The 19246-nt window shown below is 34.1% G+C and carries 17 protein-coding genes; 13 read left to right on the top strand and 4 right to left on the bottom strand.

Going from position 1 to position 19246, the window contains the following annotated elements:
- Positions 1-27 precede the first annotated feature (27 nt).
- Positions 28-933 (top strand): carbohydrate ABC transporter permease, encoded by a 906-nt coding sequence (locus tag TTHE_RS04905; RefSeq protein WP_013297489.1) that lies wholly within the window; start codon positions 28-30, stop codon positions 931-933.
- Between the two features lie 134 nt (positions 934-1067).
- Complete coding sequence (locus tag TTHE_RS04910) at positions 1068-4916, top strand: endo-1,4-beta-xylanase (protein ID WP_013297490.1); 3849 nt, start codon at positions 1068-1070, stop codon at positions 4914-4916.
- A 44-nt stretch (positions 4917-4960) separates the two neighbouring features.
- Here TTHE_RS04910 and TTHE_RS04915 read toward each other — a convergent pair whose 3' ends face one another.
- Positions 4961-6202: an endo-1,4-beta-xylanase gene (locus TTHE_RS04915; protein WP_013297491.1), complete on the bottom strand. Its 1242-nt coding sequence runs from the start codon at positions 6200-6202 to the stop codon at positions 4961-4963.
- 264 nt (positions 6203-6466) lie between these two features.
- Between TTHE_RS04915 and TTHE_RS04920 the strand changes: the two genes are divergently transcribed.
- The 6 genes from TTHE_RS04920 to TTHE_RS04945 all read left to right on the top strand — a co-directional run bounded on the left by TTHE_RS04920 (position 6467) and on the right by TTHE_RS04945 (position 12869).
- Positions 6467-7789 (top strand): extracellular solute-binding protein, encoded by a 1323-nt coding sequence (locus TTHE_RS04920; protein ID WP_013297492.1) that lies wholly within the window; start codon positions 6467-6469, stop codon positions 7787-7789.
- Positions 7790-8030: 241 nt separating this feature from the next.
- Positions 8031-9347: an extracellular solute-binding protein gene (locus TTHE_RS04925; RefSeq protein ID WP_013297493.1), complete on the top strand. Its 1317-nt coding sequence runs from the start codon at positions 8031-8033 to the stop codon at positions 9345-9347.
- 128 nt (positions 9348-9475) lie between these two features.
- Positions 9476-10360 (top strand): carbohydrate ABC transporter permease, encoded by an 885-nt coding sequence (locus TTHE_RS04930; RefSeq protein ID WP_013297494.1) that lies wholly within the window; start codon positions 9476-9478, stop codon positions 10358-10360.
- A 13-nt stretch (positions 10361-10373) separates the two neighbouring features.
- Complete coding sequence (locus TTHE_RS04935; protein ID WP_013297495.1) at positions 10374-11234, top strand: carbohydrate ABC transporter permease; 861 nt, start codon at positions 10374-10376, stop codon at positions 11232-11234.
- 32 nt (positions 11235-11266) lie between these two features.
- The gene (locus TTHE_RS04940) at positions 11267-12085 is read left to right on the top strand and encodes a polysaccharide deacetylase family protein (RefSeq protein ID WP_340371405.1); all 819 of its coding nucleotides are present in this window, start codon (positions 11267-11269) and stop codon (positions 12083-12085) included.
- 124 nt (positions 12086-12209) lie between these two features.
- Positions 12210-12869, top strand: coding sequence for a copper amine oxidase N-terminal domain-containing protein (locus tag TTHE_RS04945; RefSeq protein WP_223814631.1), 660 nt, complete (start codon positions 12210-12212; stop codon positions 12867-12869).
- A gap of 90 nt (positions 12870-12959) precedes the next feature.
- On the opposite strand, the gene TTHE_RS04950 is transcribed toward TTHE_RS04945, so the two are convergent.
- Positions 12960-13727 (bottom strand): SDR family NAD(P)-dependent oxidoreductase, encoded by a 768-nt coding sequence (locus TTHE_RS04950; RefSeq protein ID WP_013297498.1) that lies wholly within the window; start codon positions 13725-13727, stop codon positions 12960-12962.
- A gap of 133 nt (positions 13728-13860) precedes the next feature.
- Here TTHE_RS04950 and TTHE_RS13745 point away from each other — a divergent pair, with 133 nt between their 5' ends.
- Positions 13861-14058 (top strand): hypothetical protein, encoded by a 198-nt coding sequence (locus TTHE_RS13745; RefSeq protein WP_049774911.1) that lies wholly within the window; start codon positions 13861-13863, stop codon positions 14056-14058.
- 229 nt (positions 14059-14287) lie between these two features.
- On the top strand, positions 14288-14491 hold the full coding sequence (locus tag TTHE_RS04960) for a hypothetical protein (RefSeq protein WP_013297499.1): 204 nt from the start codon (positions 14288-14290) through the stop codon (positions 14489-14491).
- A 115-nt stretch (positions 14492-14606) separates the two neighbouring features.
- Here the strand turns inward: TTHE_RS04960 and TTHE_RS15115 are convergent, their stop codons facing one another.
- Positions 14607-14855, bottom strand: a complete 249-nt coding sequence (locus TTHE_RS15115) for a PIN domain-containing protein (RefSeq protein WP_333509080.1) — start codon at positions 14853-14855, stop codon at positions 14607-14609.
- Positions 14856-15023: 168 nt separating this feature from the next.
- Positions 15024-15269 carry a hypothetical protein gene (locus tag TTHE_RS04970; RefSeq protein ID WP_013297500.1) on the bottom strand — a complete coding sequence of 82 codons (246 nt, stop codon included), beginning with the start codon at positions 15267-15269 and terminating at the stop codon, positions 15024-15026.
- A 210-nt stretch (positions 15270-15479) separates the two neighbouring features.
- Here TTHE_RS04970 and TTHE_RS04975 point away from each other — a divergent pair, with 210 nt between their 5' ends.
- From TTHE_RS04975 to TTHE_RS13750, 3 genes are all read left to right on the top strand, one after another.
- Entirely contained in the window at positions 15480-16082 is a 603-nt protein-coding gene (locus TTHE_RS04975; protein WP_013297501.1) for a TetR/AcrR family transcriptional regulator, read from the top strand.
- Positions 16083-16237: 155 nt separating this feature from the next.
- Complete coding sequence (locus tag TTHE_RS04980) at positions 16238-16942, top strand: ABC transporter ATP-binding protein (RefSeq protein WP_013297502.1); 705 nt, start codon at positions 16238-16240, stop codon at positions 16940-16942.
- A complete protein-coding gene (locus TTHE_RS13750; protein ID WP_049774912.1) occupies positions 16943-19243 on the top strand; it encodes an FtsX-like permease family protein in 2301 nt (766 codons plus the stop codon).
- Positions 19244-19246: the final 3 nt, after the last annotated feature.

Raw genomic sequence — 19246 nt, forward strand, 5'->3', positions numbered from 1 at the left:
ATTTACAAATTCTCAGGGGGTTATAAAGTGGCTAAAAATAAGAGAAGAAGGTTGACCACAGAAGATATAGTATTTGATACGATTAATTATATTATTCTTACAATTGTAATAATTGTAACACTATATCCATTTATACACGTACTAGCGGTGTCATTTAATGATGCTATAGATACAGTAAGAGGTGGAATATATTTATTTCCAAGAAAATTTACAACTTTTAATTATGTTTCAATTTTGAGCGATCCGGAAATTTACAATGCGACAATAATTTCGGCATTGAGAGCAGTTATAGGTTCAGTATTAAATGTTATCGCTAGTATAATAGTTGCTTATGCTATAAGCAGAAGAGATTTTGTTTTAAGAGGTATTGTCTCGAAGATTTTTACTTACTCTATGTATTTTACCAGTGGTTTAATACCCTATTATCTGCTTATAAGAGATTTACACCTTATGAACAATTTTTTAGTTTACATATTGCCTGGGATAGTAAGTGCATGGAATATAATGGTTGTGAGAAGCTATATTGATGGCTTACCAGCCAGTCTTGTTGAATCAGCTAAATTAGATGGGGCAAGTGAACTAAGAATAATATTTTCAATTATATTTCCGCTTAGTGTGCCAGTATTAGCAACAATAACGCTTTTTGTAGCTGTAGGACAGTGGAATTCGTGGTTTGATACTATGCTTTTTTGTTCAACAAATCCAAATTTAAGCACACTACAGTATGAATTGCAGAAGGTTTTGCAGTCAACTCAGCAGTTTACACAACAAGCTTCATTTGATATGGGATTAAGAAATAATACTAATTCAGTTACCCCTGAAAGCATAAGAGCTGCAATGACAATAGTAGCGGTTGTTCCTATTATGCTTGTTTATCCATTTTTGCAGAAGTACTTTGTAAAGGGTTTAACTATAGGTAGTGTTAAAGGTTAGCCCGTTTCTGATTTTTATATAGATGCTGAAAGGGGGGATTAAAAATATTTATTTTTTAGATTAAGTCTTTTTAATTGTGAGGTGATAGTAAATAAATTTTTCAATGAATTAAATTTACTGAGGGAGGAAGTAAGATGAAAAATAATTTAAGTAAGTTTGTATCTATTTTTACAGCTTTTATAATGATTTTTGGAACATCATTGTTTTTTCCACACGTAAGTGCATTTGCAGATGATAATAATGCGAATTTGGTTTCTAATGGGGACTTTGAATCAGGTACAATTGATGGATGGATTAAGCAAGGTAACCCGACATTAGCAGCAACGACTGAGGAAGCAATTGGGCAATACAGTATGAAAGTTGCGGGTAGAACACAAACATATGAAGGACCTGCATATAGCTTTTTAGGGAAAATGCAGAAAGGTCAATCATATAACGTATCGCTTAAAGTTAGACTTGTTTCTGGACAAAATTCATCCAATCCTTTGATTACTGTGACAATGTTTAGAGAAGATGACAATGGCAAACATTATGATACAATAGTTTGGCAAAAACAAGTTTCTGAGGATTCATGGACTACTGTAAACGGGACTTATACATTAGATTACACTGGAACATTAAAAACATTATATATGTACGTAGAATCGCCAGATCCAACGCTGGAATACTATATTGATGATGTTGTAGTGACACCACAAAATCCAATACAAGTAGGTGAAATTTCGAATAATCAAATCACAATACAAAATGACATTCCAGATTTGTACTCTGTATTTAAAGATTATTTTCCAATCGGTGTTGCGGTTGATCCAAGTAGATTAAATGATACTGATCCACATGCTCAATTGACAGCTAAACATTTTAATATGCTTGTTGCAGAAAACGCCATGAAACCGGAAAGCTTGCAACCTACAGAAGGGAACTTTACTTTCGATAATGCTGATAAAATTGTTAATTATGCAATAGCACATAACATGAAAATGAGAGGTCATACATTGCTTTGGCATAATCAAGTTCCTGACTGGTTTTTCCAAGACCCAAATGACCCAACTAAACCAGCTTCAAGGGATCTGCTGCTTCAAAGATTAAAAACTCACATAGCAACTGTGTTAGATCACTTTAAAACGAAGTACGGTGCACAAAATCCAATTATTGGCTGGGATGTTGTAAATGAAGTTCTTGATGATAATGGTAACTTAAGAAATTCTAAGTGGTTACAAATAATAGGTCCTGATTATATTGAAAAAGCTTTTGAATATGCACATGAAGCAGATCCATCTATGAAATTATTTATTAATGATTATAACATTGAAAATAATGGCGTTAAAACTCAAGCTATGTATGACTTAGTGAAAAAATTAAAGAGTGAAGGTGTGCCGATAAACGGAATAGGCATGCAAATGCATATAAATATAAATTCTAATATAGACAATATAAAAGCTTCTATAGAAAAACTTGCTTCATTAGGTGTGGAAATACAGGTAACTGAATTAGATATGAATATGAATGGCAATATATCAAATGAAGCATTGCTTAAACAAGCTAGATTGTATAAACAATTGTTTGATTTATTTAAAGCTGAGAAACCGTATATAACTGCTGTAGTTTTTTGGGGAGTTTCAGATGATGTAACTTGGCTTAGTAAGCCAAATGCTCCGCTGCTTTTTGATTCAAAATTGCAGGCGAAGCCAGCATTCTGGGCAATAGTAGATCCAAGCAAAGCTATACCTGATATTCAATCTGCAAAAGCTTTAGAAGGATCACCGACGATTGGTGAAAATGTTGATAACTCTTGGAAACTTGTAAAACCATTGTATGCAAATACTTATGTAGAAGGAACTGTCGGAGCAACTGCTACTGTCAAATCTATGTGGGATACTAAAAACTTATATTTGTTAGTACAAGTTTCAGACAATACTCCATCTAGTAATGATGGTATTGAGATTTTTGTAGACAAGAATGACAACAAATCTACTTCTTATGAAACTGATGATGAACATTATACAATTAAGAGGGATGGTACAGGGAGTTCAGATATTACCAAATACGTGACATCTAATGCTGACGGATATATAGCACAGCTAGCTATTCCAATTGAAGATATTAATCCTGCACTTAATAATAAAATTGGATTTGACATTAGAATAAATGATGATAAAGGTAATGGTAATATAGATGCAATAACAGTTTGGAATGATTATACAAACAGTCAAGACACAAATACATCATATTTTGGAGATATAGTATTATCAAAACCCGCACAAATTGCAACAGCTATATATGGTACTCCTGTTATTGATGGTAAAATAGATGATATTTGGAATAATGTTGGAGGTATTTCGACAAATACATGGGTTTTGGGTTCAAATGGTGCTACTGCAACAGCAAAAATGATGTGGGACGATAAGTACCTTTATGTTCTTGCGGTTGTCACAGATGAAAATTTGAATAAATCGAGTGTCAATCCGTACGAACAAGACTCTGTAGAAGTCTTTGTAGATCAGAATAATGATAAAACTTCCTATTATGAAAGTGATGACGGCCAATATAGAGTTAACTATGACAATGAGCAAAGTTTCGGAGGAAGCACTAATTCAAACGGATTTATGTCGGCAACAAGCATTACACAGAATGGTTACATTGTAGAAGAAGCTATTCCATTTACAGCTATTATTCCATCAAACAGCACAATAATAGGATTTGACTTGCAAGTTAATGATGCAAATGAAAATGGGCAAAGAACGGGAATAGTTACATGGTGCGATCCCAGCGGCAATTCATGGCAAGATACTTCAGGATTTGGCAATTTGTTGCTTACAGGTAAGCCATCTGGTGACACTAGTTCAAATAATAATATCAATAGCAGTATAAATAACACAATCGGCATAGTAACAAAGAATGGAAATGTCATCACATTGACGCTTGATGCAGGAAAAGCTAAAGACCTTATAAACAATACAAAAGACAAGAATGTAGTATTCGACCTTACAACGCTTGGAACAAGCCAACAAAAAATTGTAGAAATTTCAAAAGATATTTTGACTGCTAGTGCTGCCAGTGACAAAGACATCGTTATAAAATCTGACAATGCATCAATAGTATTGTCAGAAGATACATTAGATCCAAGTCAGATAGCGAGTGGAGTTAATATATCTATAAAAGACAACGGAAAGCCAAATGCATCAAATTACGTACCACTTTCTAATATGATAGACATAAGCATTAAATCAGACAGTGGAAATGTAGTATTAGTAAAACCAGTAGAGGTGACATTAAATATATCAAAAGCTAACGATCCAAGAAAAGTTGCTGTGTACTACTACAATCCAACAACAAGCCAATGGGAATATGTAGGAGGAAAAGTGGACGCATTATCTGGAACAATAACATTCAATGCTACACATTTCTCACAATATGCAGCATTTGAGTATGACAAGACGTTTAATGACATAAAAGATAACTGGGCAAAAGATGTAATAGAAGTATTAGCATCAAGGCATATAGTAGAAGGAATGACAGATACTCAGTATGAACCAAGCAAGACAGTAACAAGAGCAGAATTCACAGCAATGATACTGAGGTTATTAAACATAAAAGAAGAAGCATACAGCGGAGAATTTAGCGATGTAAAGAGTGGAGACTGGTATGCAAATGCAATAGAAGCAGCATACAAAGCTGGAATAATTGAAGGTGACGGAAAGAACATGAGGCCAAATGATAGCATAACACGAGAAGAGATGACAGCCATAGCCATGAGAGCATACGAGATGCTTACATCCTATAAAGAAGAGAATATAGGAGCGACATCATTTAATGATGACAAATCAATAAGTGATTGGGCAAAGAATGTAGTGGCAAATGCAACTAAATTGGGAATAGTAAATGGAGAGCCAAATAACGTGTTTGCACCTAAAGGAATAGCTACAAGAGCAGAAGCAGCAGCTATAGTATACGGCTTATTAGAGAAATCAAATAATCTGTAAGTAAAAAGGCAGAGGGAATTCAATCCTCCTGCCTTTTAAATATTTTACACTGTGATTTCTATTAATGTGCTGTTTTTATCGAGGTTAAAGTGTAATTTTATATTGTCAATAATTAACTCGTATTCGCCTAAGAAGCCTGTAAATTCAAACTCGCCGGTATTGTTTGTAACGAGACGCGTAGGATGAGTCCACCACTCTTTTTTGATAAGTTTTTTTAGTTCATAGTATGAAGGTTTACATGAATTGTCACGGCGTAAAAGACCTGCAGGTGCACCAAGCCACGCATTTTCATCGCAAAAATTCCACCATGTGATTGATTCTACCATTGGATGTGAAAAAAGAGTTTTATAATGCTTTATAATTTCCATTGCTTGTCGTTCTTCACCATCAGGCGTTGAGGGCCAATCGCTAATTTGGTAGTCATTAAGATCTTCTATTTCCGGAGGCATTAAATGTCCTGATAATAAAGTATTCTCTGTGAAATGCAGGGGAATATTAAAACGCGAAAAACGCTCTAATATCTCTAAAGTTTTTTCAACTCCCCAATATCCTTGATGCATGTGTGATTGGATTCCTATGGCATCAATAGGGATTCCAGCTTCAAGGCATCCTTCTATAAGTATTTCGTATGAAATAGATGTATTAAAGTCATTTATAAGTAGAACAGCATCAGGATTAGCCTTTTTTGCTTCATTAAAAACTTCTTTTACGAGGCGAATGCGCCCTAATTCTTTGCATATTCTGGTTATACCATTATCGTATTTATCAAAAATAGGCATAATGACGACTTCATTGATTACATCCCATATATCTACTAATCCTTTAAAATCGCTTACTTCACGCTTTATGCGATAAAGTTGAGCTTTCAAAATTTCTTCATTTCTCATATTTAAAAGCCAAGGTGCAGTTACGGTATGCCAGCAGAGGGGATGTCCTTTTACAAGGCACCCTTTTGATACAAGCCATTCTGAGGCTTTTTTAAGTCTATTTGTATCTGGTTTTCCCTTTTCAGGTTCAAATCTACCCCAATAAAAAGGTATTGTAGCATAATTAAATATGTCAAGAAATTTTTTAAAGCGCTCTTCGATTTTTGCTTTATCGTTTTCTTTTAACTCGTCATTAGCAAGTGGAAGAGAATCAAATGCTCCACATCCAAATAAAAATTTATGCTTTACCTGAGATACAGTGATTTCCGTGTCTTTTATAGGAGAACCGTCTTTTTTAGTCAGTCTGATCTTGACGATTCCTTTGCGATGTTTTAATTTATCTGCAGCGTCTACGTTCATTAATAATCCCTCCAACGATATGTAATTGTTTATAAATAAAATTTACTCTCATACTTTAGATAAGTCAATAAATTATGCATGTAAGACTAGCATAATATTAAGGTACTTTTTTGTCATATTTGATGATTGGCTTTTTTACGATGCATTTAAAAAAGTAAAAATATCTAAGATTGTAGTAAAAAATTTATATTCATTCTAATTATATGGTATTTTATCATATTATTGTAAACAATTTAGTTAAAAAAATAGAAGGGATGTGGAGGCATGAAGCTGTTTAAAAAAATCATGTTGATCTTTTTATCAATAATGTTGATAGTCAGTACATCAGCATGTGGCACTGGCTCAAATAACTCAAGTAATTCTAACGCTTCTAAATCTTCGAAGTCTTCTGGCACAAATGAAAAGATAACGCTTACATTTTGGAATATCTTCACTAGCGACCCGCAAAAGACCATAGTCAAGAATATAGTAGACAAATGGAACCAAGAAAATCCGAATGTGCAGATAGAACAAAGTATTACTGAAAATGATGCATATAAGACAAAGATAAAAACAGCTATTGCAGCAAATGAAGCACCTGATATTATTTATGCGTGGGGCGGTGGTTTTTCTAAACCTTTTGTAGATGCTGGCAAGATACTTTCGCTAGATGATTATTTAAATGATGGAACAAAAGATAAGATGTTGCCTGGCGCGCTTAATAATATTACGTACAATGGAAAGGTTTACGGATTAACTTTTGCTCAACAGGCAAGTGTACTTTACGTGAATAAAGAATTATTTGACAAATACAGTGTTAAAATTCCTACTACATTCAGCGAATTGGTTGATGCAATAAAGACTTTTAAAGCAAATGGAATTACGCCATTTGCCTTAGGTGAAAAAGACGAATGGCCAGGAATGTGGTACTATGACATGATAGCGCTCCGCGAGGCCGGTGCACAGCTTTCTAGAGACGCATTAAACGGAAAAGCTTCATTTGAAGATCAGGCATTTATAAATGCTGCCGAGAAGCTTCAGGAAATGGTAAATGCTGGAGCATTTGATCAAGGTGTTATGGGCCTAACAAGAGATGAGGCTACAGCAGAATTTAATCAAGGTAAAGCTGCTATGTATTTCGGAGGAAATTTCGATGCAGCATCATTTGAAGTAGACTCATCTTTAGTTAAAGGAAAAGTTGAAGCTGTAAGATTCCCAACGATTGAAGGTGGCAAAGGCGATCCTACAGAATACATTGGTGGAGGCAGTGATGTGTTGCTTGTAAATGCTAATACAAAGTATAAGGATGAGGCTGTGAAAGCAGCTAAATATCTTGCAGAAAATATGTCTCTTGAGTTTTACAAAGTTGGTGCTGCTTTGCCTACGTGGAAATACGATAGTGTAGATCAGTCAAAAGTTGATCCTTTAGAGATACAGATAATGAATAACATTGTGGCAAATTCAAAAGACAGTGTTCTTGCGTGGGATCTGTATCTTGAAGGAGATCAGGCACAGACACATAAAGACTTGGTGGCACAATTGTTTGCAAAACAAATTACACCACAAGATTATGCAAAGCAGATGCAGGAAAAAATCAATGGGAAATAATGATGAAATGGGATATATTCTGATGTGTTTTGATGTAAAATCGCAAAGCTACTGAACTGGTGGCTTTGCGATTTGCTGTTATTAATTTTTAGAAGTAATAATATATTAAGAATTTCGTTAATTAGTAAAGATATTAAAGATTGTGGTAAAAAAATTGTATTCATTATGTTTGCATAATGTTTTATTATATAGACGTAAGTTGTAAACATTACAATAAACATTAGAGAAAGGATGCGGAACAATGAAAAGATTTAAAAAGGTTATGCTAGTTGTATTATCTTTATTGCTGATTCTTAGCGCATCAGCGTGTGGCAATAGCTCAAACAACTCAAATGCTTCAAATTCATCGAAGTCTTCAAGTTCATCAGGAAAGATAACGCTTACCTATTGGAATATCTTCACTGGTGAACCTGCAAAGACAAAAGTCAAGGAGATTATTGATCAGTGGAATAAAGAAAATCCAAATGTGCAGATTGTTGAAAGCGTTACTGAAAACGATGCTTACAAGACAAAGATTAAGACTGCAATTGCTGCAAATGAAGCACCTGATATATTTCAGACATGGGCCGGAGGATTTTCACAGCCATTCGTTGAAGCTGGTAAAGTTCTTCAATTAGACAGCTACTTAAATGATGGTACAAAAGACCAGATGCTGCCAGGCGCACTAGATAATGTTACGTATAATGGAAAAATATATGGCATTACTTATGATCAGCAGGCAAGTGTACTATACGTAAATAAAGAACTTTTTGATAAATATAATGTTAAGATACCTACAACATTTAGTGAATTGATTGATGCAATAAAGACTTTCAAATCAAAGGGAATAACTCCATTTGCACTTGGTGAAAAAGATGAATGGCCGGGCATGTGGTACTACGACATGATAGCACTTCGTGAAGGCGGTGTGCAGCTTACTAGAGATGCATTAAATGGCAAAACATCATTTGACAATCAAGCTTTTGTAGACGCTGCAAAGAGACTTCAAGAGATGGTTGATGCAGGTGCATTTGATGCTGGATTTATGGGACTTACAAGAGATGAAGCTACAGCAGAATTTAATCAGGGAAAAGCTGCTATGTATTTCGGAGGAAATTTCGACGCTGCAGCATTTGACTCAGATCCATCATCACTTGTAAAAGGAAAAATAGAAGCTGTCAGATTCCCAAGTATAGAAGGCGGCAAAGGTGATCCAACAGAGTACATTGGCGGTGGTGCAGGTGCATTAATGGTTAGTGCAAATTCAAAGCACAAAGATGAAGCCGTTAAGGCTGCGAAATATCTTGCAAAGCATTTGTCTGATATGGAGTATCTGATTGGTGCTGGATTGCCTATGTTTAAATACGATAATGTAGATCAATCACAAGTTTCACAACTTCAAATACAAATAATGAATAACGTTGTTGCAAATGCAAAAGGAAATGTTCCTGCATGGGATTTGTACCTAATGGGTGATGATGCTCAGACACATAAGGATTTAGTTGCTCAATTGTTTGCAAAACAAATTACACCTCAAGAATTTGCAAAGCAGATGCAACAGAAGATAAACGGCAAGTAATATATTGAGATGTTGTAATTTCCTGCTAATTATTTGATAATTAGCAGGAAATTATTTAACGGCGCACAAAGATAACTACTATTGATAGTGTATATGCGTTTCTACTATTTTTGTTAGGAGGTTTTTCTATGGAAAAAATTTTGAGCGATAAGAAAGCGATATTTCTTTTCGTCTTTCCTGCATTTTTAGTTTTTTTGGTTATTGTATTGCTTCCGATATTTTTTTCTTTTTATTACAGCTTATTAAAGTGGGACGGTTTTAGCAAAGGAGTTTTCATTGGACTGCAGAACTATAAAAATTTATTTATTAATAACACAGATGGGTTTATTATTTCTGTCAAAAATTCGTTTATATTGGCAATTCTTTCTGTGTTTATTCAGCTGCCTATTTCTCTTTTACTTGCTTTGATATTATCCAGAGGAATTAAAGGTGAGAAATTTTACAGAACAGTGTATTTTATACCTGTTATATTGTCGACGGTTGTTATAGGTCAGCTTTGGATGAAGATATACAATCCTAACTATGGACTATTGAATTTCATACTGACTAAAATTGGTTTACAATCTCTTACAAATCAGTGGCTTGGGAATACAAAAACGGCACTTGGCGCGGTATTTGTTCCGATTTTGTGGCAGTACATCGGCTATCACATGCTATTGATGTATGCATCTGCAAAGTCAATACCTACAGATATATACGAGGCTGCTAAAATTGATGGTGCGACAGAATCGCAGATAGCGTTTAGGATAACAATACCTCTTATGAAACCTATATTGAAAGTTTGCGTCATATTTGCTGTTATAGGTTCTTTTAAGGCATTTGATTTAATCTATGTTTTGACTAATGGCGGACCATTACATGCCAGCGAAGTGCCGTCAACATTGATGTACAACATGATATTCTTTAGATATCAATATGGTTATGGTAGTGCAATGGCTATATTTATCATTTTAGAATCTTTAATTGGAACAGTCATTATACAAAAATTATTTGGAAAAGACGAAGCATATTAAAGGTGGTGTTAAAATGGATAATGTAGCAAATAAGAATAATAAAAGAGGCATGAAAAAAATTGGATTTTATTTGTTGGAGGCTATGCTTGTTATTTGGGCAATAATACAGCTATATCCTTTATTTTGGCTATTCTTATTCTCTGTAAAAAATAATACTGAGATTTTCGGGGGTAATATTCTTGGATTTCCTCGTATTTGGCAGTGGTCTAACTATTCTGAGGCACTATCCAGTGGTAATGTAGGCAGGTATTTCATAAATAGTTCCATAGTCACAGTTTTAACTATTGTCATATCCAGCATTTTGGTGGCAACAAGCGCTTATGCGATTGTTAGGATGAAGTGGAAATATAGCAAACTTGTCCTTACGATATTTTTGATGGGCATGATGGTGCCGATACATGCCACACTGCTTCCGTTATTTATAATTTTGAAGAATTTAAACCTGCTTAACACGTATGCATCGCTAGTAATACCATATGTCGCATTCGCTATACCTATGGGAATATTTATTTTGACAGGCTTCCTTTATACTATACCACGAGAATTAGAGGAATCGGCATTTCTAGATGGATGTAGCATATACAAATCATTTTATTACATTATATTGCCGCTTATAAGGCCGGCATTAGCGACAATAGCGATTTTCACCTATTTGTCGACGTGGAATGAGCTAATGTTTGCAAATACTTTTATAAACGATGATGCTATAAAAACATTGACAGTTGGTATCATGTCTCTGTCAGGACAATATCAAACTGAATGGGGACCAATTGGTGCCGGACTTGTAATTGCTACGATTCCTACAATTTTAATATATGTTTTGCTTAGCGAACAAGTGCAAAAGAGCCTTGTAGTAGGAGCGGTAAAGGGGTAAAATTATAATAGTGTTATTTAAAAAATATTTAATTGAAGGAGATAATGGAAGTGAGAGTAAGCTTTAATTATTATCCTCACGGTAAGAGAAAAGCCTTGACAATGAGTTATGATGACGGTCAGGTTTACGACAGAAAATTGGTTGAGATATTCAACGAATACGGCATCAAAGGAACATTCAATTTAAATTCAGGTAAGTTTGATACAGAACCTTATGTATCTAGAGATGAGATAAAAGAATTGTATAAAGGACATGAAGTAGCAGTCCATTCACTAGATCATCCTTATTTGACGTTGATACCTTCGGAAGAACTGGTCTATCAGATAATGGAAGATAGGAGAAACCTTGAATCACTTGTAGGCTATCAGGTACGTGGTATGGCATATCCTTATGGTGACTACAACGATATAGTGCTAAACAGTCTTGCATCATTTGGCATAGAGTATTCCAGAACTGTTAGGTCGACTAAAAGCTTTAGGATACCTAATAATTTTTTAGAATGGCATCCAACTTGCCATCATGATCAAGATGTAATAGAAAAGCTAAAGGAATTTAAAAGCCTAAAAGAATGGGAGCAGATGCCATTGTTTTACGTTTGGGGGCATAGCTTTGAGTTTGAGAGAAATGACAATTGGGAATTGATAGAAGAATTTTGCAAGATGGCATCGTTTGATGAAACCGTGTGGTATGCTACCAACATTGAAATAATGGATTATATAAATGCGCTTAAAAGCTTAAAGTTTAGCGCTGATGGCAGCATGGTATATAATCCATCAGCAATACCTGTGTGGATTGGAGTAGATGGTGAGCCGGTAAAGATAGATCCTGGTGAGAAAATTTATCTAAAATAGCATGTATATATAAAATCATCCACGATTGTCATTAGTAAGGCGATTTAGTGGATGATTTTTTATTGCTTAATAAATAAGTTTTCTGACCGATATATCTAATAGAGGAGGTGATAGCGTGAAAAAGATGGTGGCATTTGCGCTTTCAGTCGCAATTGTTGCGGGTTCCATATCGCTTGCTGCCGCAAAGCCAAGAGAAAATCATAGAAATACTTTAAGACAAGCAAATGCCGTAACTGTAAAAAGCGAAGATAGACAAGAAGTATCTTTTGGTAAAAGTAATGAGGCAAAGTATACAAAATTTGCCGGAAAGGTTAGGGCTAAAGGAAAAGAAATCAAGTTTGATGTTCCTCCAGTCATCAAAAGCGGTACAACGTTGATTCCGGTGCGGGCTGTTGTCAAGAGTCTAGGTGCAAGCGTAAATTGGGACGCTGCATCAAATACTGTTACAATAACAAAAGGAGACAGAACTATTGTATTTGACTTAAATAACTCAAAAGTATATGTAGATGATGCCGAAGTAAGTATAGAAATTCCTCCGATGACAATCAATAATAGAACGTTTGTCCCGATAAGATTTATCGCTGAAATCTTGGGAGAAAAAATAAATTATGATAATAACACGGGTAATATCGACATTGAAGATGATAATACGCAAAACAGCACTGTATCGCAAGATGTCTATGGACAAACAGATGAAACAGTTATACAGGATGTCTATGGATCTAATAATACAGATAATACAGACAACACAGTTGTAAACAGTGTATATGATGAACAGGATTAAAAGAGAATTTATAAAAAGATACTCAAAGGTGAGTATCTTTTTATAGCATCTTTTTAATTGATTTTTTTATTTTGAATTTTTGAGTATTATTTATGCAGTCATTCCGCCTACTACTTCTAAAGCAATTCCTGTGATGAAAGAAGCTTTTTCTGAAGCTAAAAATAGTACTGCTTCAGATACATCTTTAGGCTCACTATAGCGACCTAGAGGAACTGATTTAGTTAAAAATTCTTTAGCAGCTTGCGAATCTTCTGGATTAAATTCTTTTTCTAAAGATCTCATCATGCGTGTATTAACTAATGCAGGGCATACAGCATTGACGCGTATTCCAAGACCTGCATATTCTACTGCAGCTGTTTTTGTGAGAGCTATGACGGCAGCTTTTGATGCATTATAAGCACTTGTATTAGGCATACCCTTTAAACCTGCAATAGAAGACGTATTTATAATTGAACCGAATCCTTGCTCTTTCATGACACGCAATACGTACTTTAATCCGTAAAAGACACCTTTTATGTTTACATCAATGATTAAATCAAGTGAATCCGATGGATAATCTGTTATTGGCGCAACTTTTCCTTCTACACCTGCATTGTTAAAAAACACATCAATCTTTCCAAAATGATCTTTTGCTTTTTTTACATATTGTTGAACTTGCTCTTCTTTGCTTACATCTGCACATATTAGAAGGTAATTTTCTTTTTGTAAATTCAGATCTTGTGCTGTTTTTTCAAGAGCATCCATGTTTAAATCAACTAAAGCTAATTTAGCTCCCTCTGCAGCAAATGATTTAGCAGTTTCTTTGCCTATTCCACCAGCAGCTCCTGTAATCAATACAACTTTATCTTGAAAAGTCATTAGTAGATTCTCTCCTTTTAAAATTAATTTGCAAAATCAATACTATACAATTTTTTCTAACTTGTCAATAGATGTTTAGTGTTATGGTAAAAATAATCAATACATTGCGTCGATATGGTGTGACAGCAACAATGTGTGGATTAGACTATCTGGAAGAGTTGAATTTTCAGATGATGTAAAAATAAAAACAAAAATTCTTGATGATAATCCATTTATAAAATCAATTTATAAGTCACCTTACAATCCAGAGTTTGCGATATTTTATTTAGACGAGGCTATGGCAACCATTTCTGATTTTTCAGGTCAGCCACCTAAGCAATATACACTTTGATTAATGTAATGATAAGTTATGTGGCATTTTAAACGATGCCTTGTAACTTATCATTATTGATGCTTGATAGATTGGATGAATGGTAAGTTGTACTTTACAAAAATTAGATAGACTTTAGGTGATGACTTAATTTGACCATTGCATATGTTATAATATCAATATAAGGATGTATTTCGACTGTGTACATTGATAGTAAATGATTTAGATTGTGGGTTAGGGGGAATTGCCAATGAAGTACGGTATTAGAAAACCAAGCCTTAAAAAGAGCATTGCAGCAAGGACAAGTGTAAAAAGATTTATAAGGCATAATCTTGGAATAAAGGCTCCAAGAGGATATGGATGGTTGACAAATCCTAAAAAAGCAGCATATAATCGGATATATAATAGAACTAGCATAAGTTTGTTTAAGCTCTTGAAAAGTATTTTTAAATAAATTTTTTTACATATCAGTTATTAACTTTTGGGAGACTAGCATGTATATTGACTTATTAAATGGGACAATTTGGTCTTAAAGCCTGCTGCAGGCTATATAGTTGTAAATCTATGTTTTACAAAAATGGATTTACAACTTTTACTTTATCAAAATACTGTCCAGAATTTAAATCTTCGCTCCATATTATGCTGCAATCAAGATTTACAGCACTGCAGACTATAAGAGAATCCCAAAATGAAATCATATAACGCTGACTTATTTGGATCGCATCAAGTATATCCTCGACATTCGGTATATCTAGTTTCCAAAGTCCAAGATCTGAGATAATTTGTGACGCTTGCGAAGGAGATAATGGTCTTTCCACTTTTTTTTAATAGTTACATAAAACTCTGATAGAATTTGAGTGCTCAGACAGCCATTTCTCTTATTCCACAAATCTTTTAATAATTTTTTAGCAATTTCATGTTTTCTGCCGGCAGATATGTCGTGGGCACAGCCCAAAATATTCGTATCAACAAATTGCAAACCAATATTATCTTTCATATAAATTCTCTCTATTCCATGTTGTTTTACCTTCTGTGCCTAAATCAATGTTATTTTCTAATATGTCAATATGGTGCAATCTTGCTTTTTCGTACAAATCCTCTTTTTTAACTATTTCTTCTAATGTCTTAGTTAGAAGACCAGATACAGATGTTTGTTTATTTATAGCTATATGCTTTATCTTCTGCAATAAATCTTTAAGTAATGATAATGTAATGTTTTGTGTCTTGTTCAATGATACCACCTCCACGTAATTTAGTATAGCACATATTTACGTGTATATTAATGCATTCATTTATCAATGGTTATTCAAAAATACTTAGATTTATGTCATTTCGCAATAGTTTTTAGCATTATACAGATACTATTGTATTTTATAAATTATTGAAGACAATTTTGCATTATGGTACTATAATTTTAGATCTAAAAGAAAGAGTGAATATTGATGAATGGCGAACAATTAGAGACAAAAGAAAAGATACTTAATGCAACAATTGATATAGTAGGGATGAAAGGCGAGGCTACTATTAGGGAAATTACTGAAAAGGCAGGTGTGAATGTAGCATCCATAAACTATTACTTTGGAAATAAAAATAATTTGCTAAAAGAAGTGGAAAATTACTATGCCGAGAAACTTCTAAAGACTGGATATGATATTTTAAGGGATGACAATCTAAAATCTAAAGACAAACTTTTTAAATGGGCCTTAAATTTAATAGAGTACATGTATAAATACCCTGCACTAATTGCAATCATAGTAAAACTGACAAATGATGATAAAAACTATAATCCAGTAATGATAAAAAAGATATATTTTAATGATGAAATACAAGAAATAATAGAGGATATAATAAAGGATATAACAAAAATAGAAGATAATAGAATCTTAAATTTTAAATATCTACAACTTTTTTCAGGTATTTTAGGTACCGTTATAAACCATGTCGTTGTAAGCATATATGGCGATAAAAAAAGCATTTTAAATTTAGGAGATCCGGAGGAACTAAGGCAGTACATAAGGCTTTTGATAGACGGCATCTTAAAATAAATAAACATTTTGTGATTTTTCTTATCTTTTAGCATAAGATAATTAAAATGATTATTATGTCGATTATGTTGACTCATTAATTTTAATATGCTAAACTTAAAACAAATATTTTAAACAATTGTTTAATTACACTTTATTAATGGAGATAGATATAGATGGGAAGCTTTGTAGAAGTAAAGAATATTTCTAAAAGATATAAGATGGGTGAAATCACTATTACTGCAGTTTCAGGGGTAAGCTTCAATATAGAAAAAGGTGAGTTTACCGTAATAGTAGGTGAAAGCGGTGCTGGCAAGACGACAATTTTAAATATGCTTGGTGGAATGGATACCTGTGATGAAGGCCAAATAATTGTGGATGGAAATGAGATCAGCAAATTTAACCAGAGACAACTGACAACATATCGCAGAAAAGATATAGGGTTTGTATTTCAGTTTTATAATCTTGTTCCAAACCTTACGGCTTTAGAAAATGTAGAACTAGCAACGGATATCTGTGATAATCCTATGGACCCTGTAGAGGTACTTAAAGATGTGGGGCTTTATGAAAGGCTTAACAATTTTCCTTCGCAATTGTCAGGTGGCGAACAGCAAAGGGTTGCTATAGCCAGAGCACTGGCAAAGAATCCTAAATTGTTATTATGTGATGAACCAACAGGGGCTCTAGATTATAAGACTGGAAGGGCAATTTTAAAGTTGCTGCACGAGACGTGCAGGAGATTAGGAATGACAGTCATAATAATAACGCACAACAAGGCTATAACTCCAATGGCAGATAAGGTTATAAGCCTTAAAAATGGTAGCGTTGAAAATATAGTTGCCAACGATTCTCCAGTCCCTATAGAAAGGATAGAATGGTAAATGGGAAAATCTCTATTAAAAGATATATTTATTGAAATTGTTCATACAAAGAAGAGGTTTTTATCTTTGTTCTTTATTGTTTTAATGGGCGTTGGAGTTTTCGGTGGAATAAAAGCAGCAAGCCGAGATATGAAACTCACCGCTTCAAAATACGCTGATGACTACAATCTTTTTGATGTGCAAGTTATCTCAACAATGGGTCTGACAAAAGGCGATGCAGAAAGCATAAGCAAGGTAAAGGGTGTTGCGGCTGTCAATCCTTTTTATACGATTGATGCGGTTGTAGATAAAAACAATAAGGGTTTTGTCATCAAAGTCATAAGTATAGATCCTTCAAAAATAAAGAATGATAAAATTTATGTAAATAAACCTAAGCTTCTAGAAGGCAGATTTCCTGAAAACAATTCTGAATGTGTCGTAGAGACAAAATTTCTAAAAGATCTTGGCTTTTCTATAGGTGATACTGTAACTATAAATTTGGATTCTCAAAATCAAGACAATATTAAAAGCAAAAAATTTAAAATAGTCGGTGTAGTTGAAACGCCTTATTACATCTCAAGAGACAGAGGTTCCAGCATTGTTGGAAATGGGCAGATACAGGCTTTTATGATGGTACCTCAATCTGACTTTTCTATGGATGCATATACAGAGATAGATGTGCTGGTAAATGGCGCAAAAAATTTTTCTACTTTTTCTGATAAATATTATAATTTTATACGTCCGGTAAAAGATGACTTAGTCACATTGGGAAAAGTTCGGAGTGAGATAAGGTATGAAGAGATAAAAGGTAAAGCACAAAAAGAAATTGACGATGCAAAGAGGGAACTTGAAGATAAGGAGAGTAAGTACAACAAGGAATTGGCTGATGCTAAAGCAAAGCTGGATGAAACAAGTGCTATGCTTTCCAATTCAAAAATAGAACTAGATAAAAAACAAGCCAGTTTTAATGAGCAAATGGCTTTAAATCAGAAAAAAATTGATGATGGAAAAAGGCAGATCGCAGAGACACAGGCGAGTATATCACAGAGTGAAATAGATTTAAATAATGCAGAAGCTGAGATACAGGCAAAAGAAAAAGAATTAAATTATGATGAAAACATAAAAAAATTAAATTCGACATACGATGAACTTAATAGCTCGCTAAATCAATTGAATTCTGAGATAAACAATAATCCATCTTTAAAGGAACAGCTAAAACCAAAGGTAGACGAATTAAATGCGCAAATCGTAAGTGTGTCTAAACAAATAGATACACTTAATGCAAACAAACAGGCATTAGACTTAAACTTGGCGCAGTTAAATGAGAAGAGGTCACAGCTTGAAAGTGCCAAAGCGCAATTAGCTGCGTCAAAAGATAATATAGCGAAACAAGAAGCCGCACTTAATAAAGCGAAGATTGATGGTCAAAGGCAGCTTAATAGTGCGAGGGAACAATTAAATAATGTTTTAAAAGAATTAAGCGATAATGAGAAGAAGTATCAGGATAACAAAGTTGAATTTGACAAGCAGATAAGTGAAGCTAAAGAAAAAATAGCATCTTCTGAAGAGAAACTTAACGGTTTAAAAAAGCCTAGCTGGTATGTTTTAGATAGAAAATCAAACATAGGCTATGTAGAGTATGGAGATGAAGCGGATAGAATAAAGGCGCTGGGAAATGTATTTCCGACCATATTCTTCCTTGTTGCAGCACTGGTAAGCTTAACATCTATGACTAGGATGGTAGAAGAGCGGCGTACACAGATGGGCATATTGAAAGCATTAGGATACGGCAAGTTTGCCATAATGTTGAAATTTGTAATATATTCATCAGTTGCAACAATCTTGGGTGGTCTTGCAGGACTTATCTTAGGCTTTAATATACTGCCAAGGATAATATTCAATGCGTATAGCATGATGTACACACTGCCTCCGGTCATAACAGAATTTAATATATATTATGCAGTTTTAGGAATTGTTGCTGCATTGATATCTACTACAGCCGTAACTGTTTTGGTGTGTCTTAGCGACTTAAGAGAGACTCCTGCTTCATTGATGAGGCTGAAATCACCTATGGCAGGGAAGAGAGTTTTGCTGGAAAAAGTAAATTTTATTTGGTCACGACTTGATTTTATGCAGAAGGTAACTGCCAGAAATATATTCAGGTATAAGAAAAGATTTTTCATGACTGTAATTGGTATAGGTGGTTGTACTGCATTGCTGCTTACTGGATTTGGAATCAGAGATTCCATAAATATCATTGTGGATAAACAATTTAACGAAATTTTTAACGAAGGCTTGAAAGAAGTCTCCCATCCTCTATAGGTG

This window comes from Thermoanaerobacterium thermosaccharolyticum DSM 571, assembly GCF_000145615.1.
Lineage (GTDB): Bacteria > Bacillota > Thermoanaerobacteria > Thermoanaerobacterales > Thermoanaerobacteraceae > Thermoanaerobacterium > Thermoanaerobacterium thermosaccharolyticum.

Coding starts and splice junctions, on each gene's coding strand:
- TTHE_RS04935 (WP_013297495.1), top strand. CDS start 10,374: ATGGATAATGTAGCAAATAAGAATAATAAAAGAGGCATGAAAAAAATT.
- TTHE_RS04975 (WP_013297501.1), top strand. CDS start 15,480: ATGAATGGCGAACAATTAGAGACAAAAGAAAAGATACTTAATGCAACA.
- TTHE_RS04915 (WP_013297491.1), bottom strand. CDS start 6,202: ATGAACGTAGACGCTGCAGATAAATTAAAACATCGCAAAGGAATCGTC.
- TTHE_RS04910 (WP_013297490.1), top strand. CDS start 1,068: ATGAAAAATAATTTAAGTAAGTTTGTATCTATTTTTACAGCTTTTATA.
- TTHE_RS04920 (WP_013297492.1), top strand. CDS start 6,467: ATGAAGCTGTTTAAAAAAATCATGTTGATCTTTTTATCAATAATGTTG.
- TTHE_RS04950 (WP_013297498.1), bottom strand. CDS start 13,727: ATGACTTTTCAAGATAAAGTTGTATTGATTACAGGAGCTGCTGGTGGA.
- TTHE_RS04945 (WP_223814631.1), top strand. CDS start 12,210: ATGGTGGCATTTGCGCTTTCAGTCGCAATTGTTGCGGGTTCCATATCG.
- TTHE_RS04980 (WP_013297502.1), top strand. CDS start 16,238: ATGGGAAGCTTTGTAGAAGTAAAGAATATTTCTAAAAGATATAAGATG.
- TTHE_RS04930 (WP_013297494.1), top strand. CDS start 9,476: ATGGAAAAAATTTTGAGCGATAAGAAAGCGATATTTCTTTTCGTCTTT.
- TTHE_RS04960 (WP_013297499.1), top strand. CDS start 14,288: ATGAAGTACGGTATTAGAAAACCAAGCCTTAAAAAGAGCATTGCAGCA.
- TTHE_RS13750 (WP_049774912.1), top strand. CDS start 16,943: ATGGGAAAATCTCTATTAAAAGATATATTTATTGAAATTGTTCATACA.
- TTHE_RS04925 (WP_013297493.1), top strand. CDS start 8,031: ATGAAAAGATTTAAAAAGGTTATGCTAGTTGTATTATCTTTATTGCTG.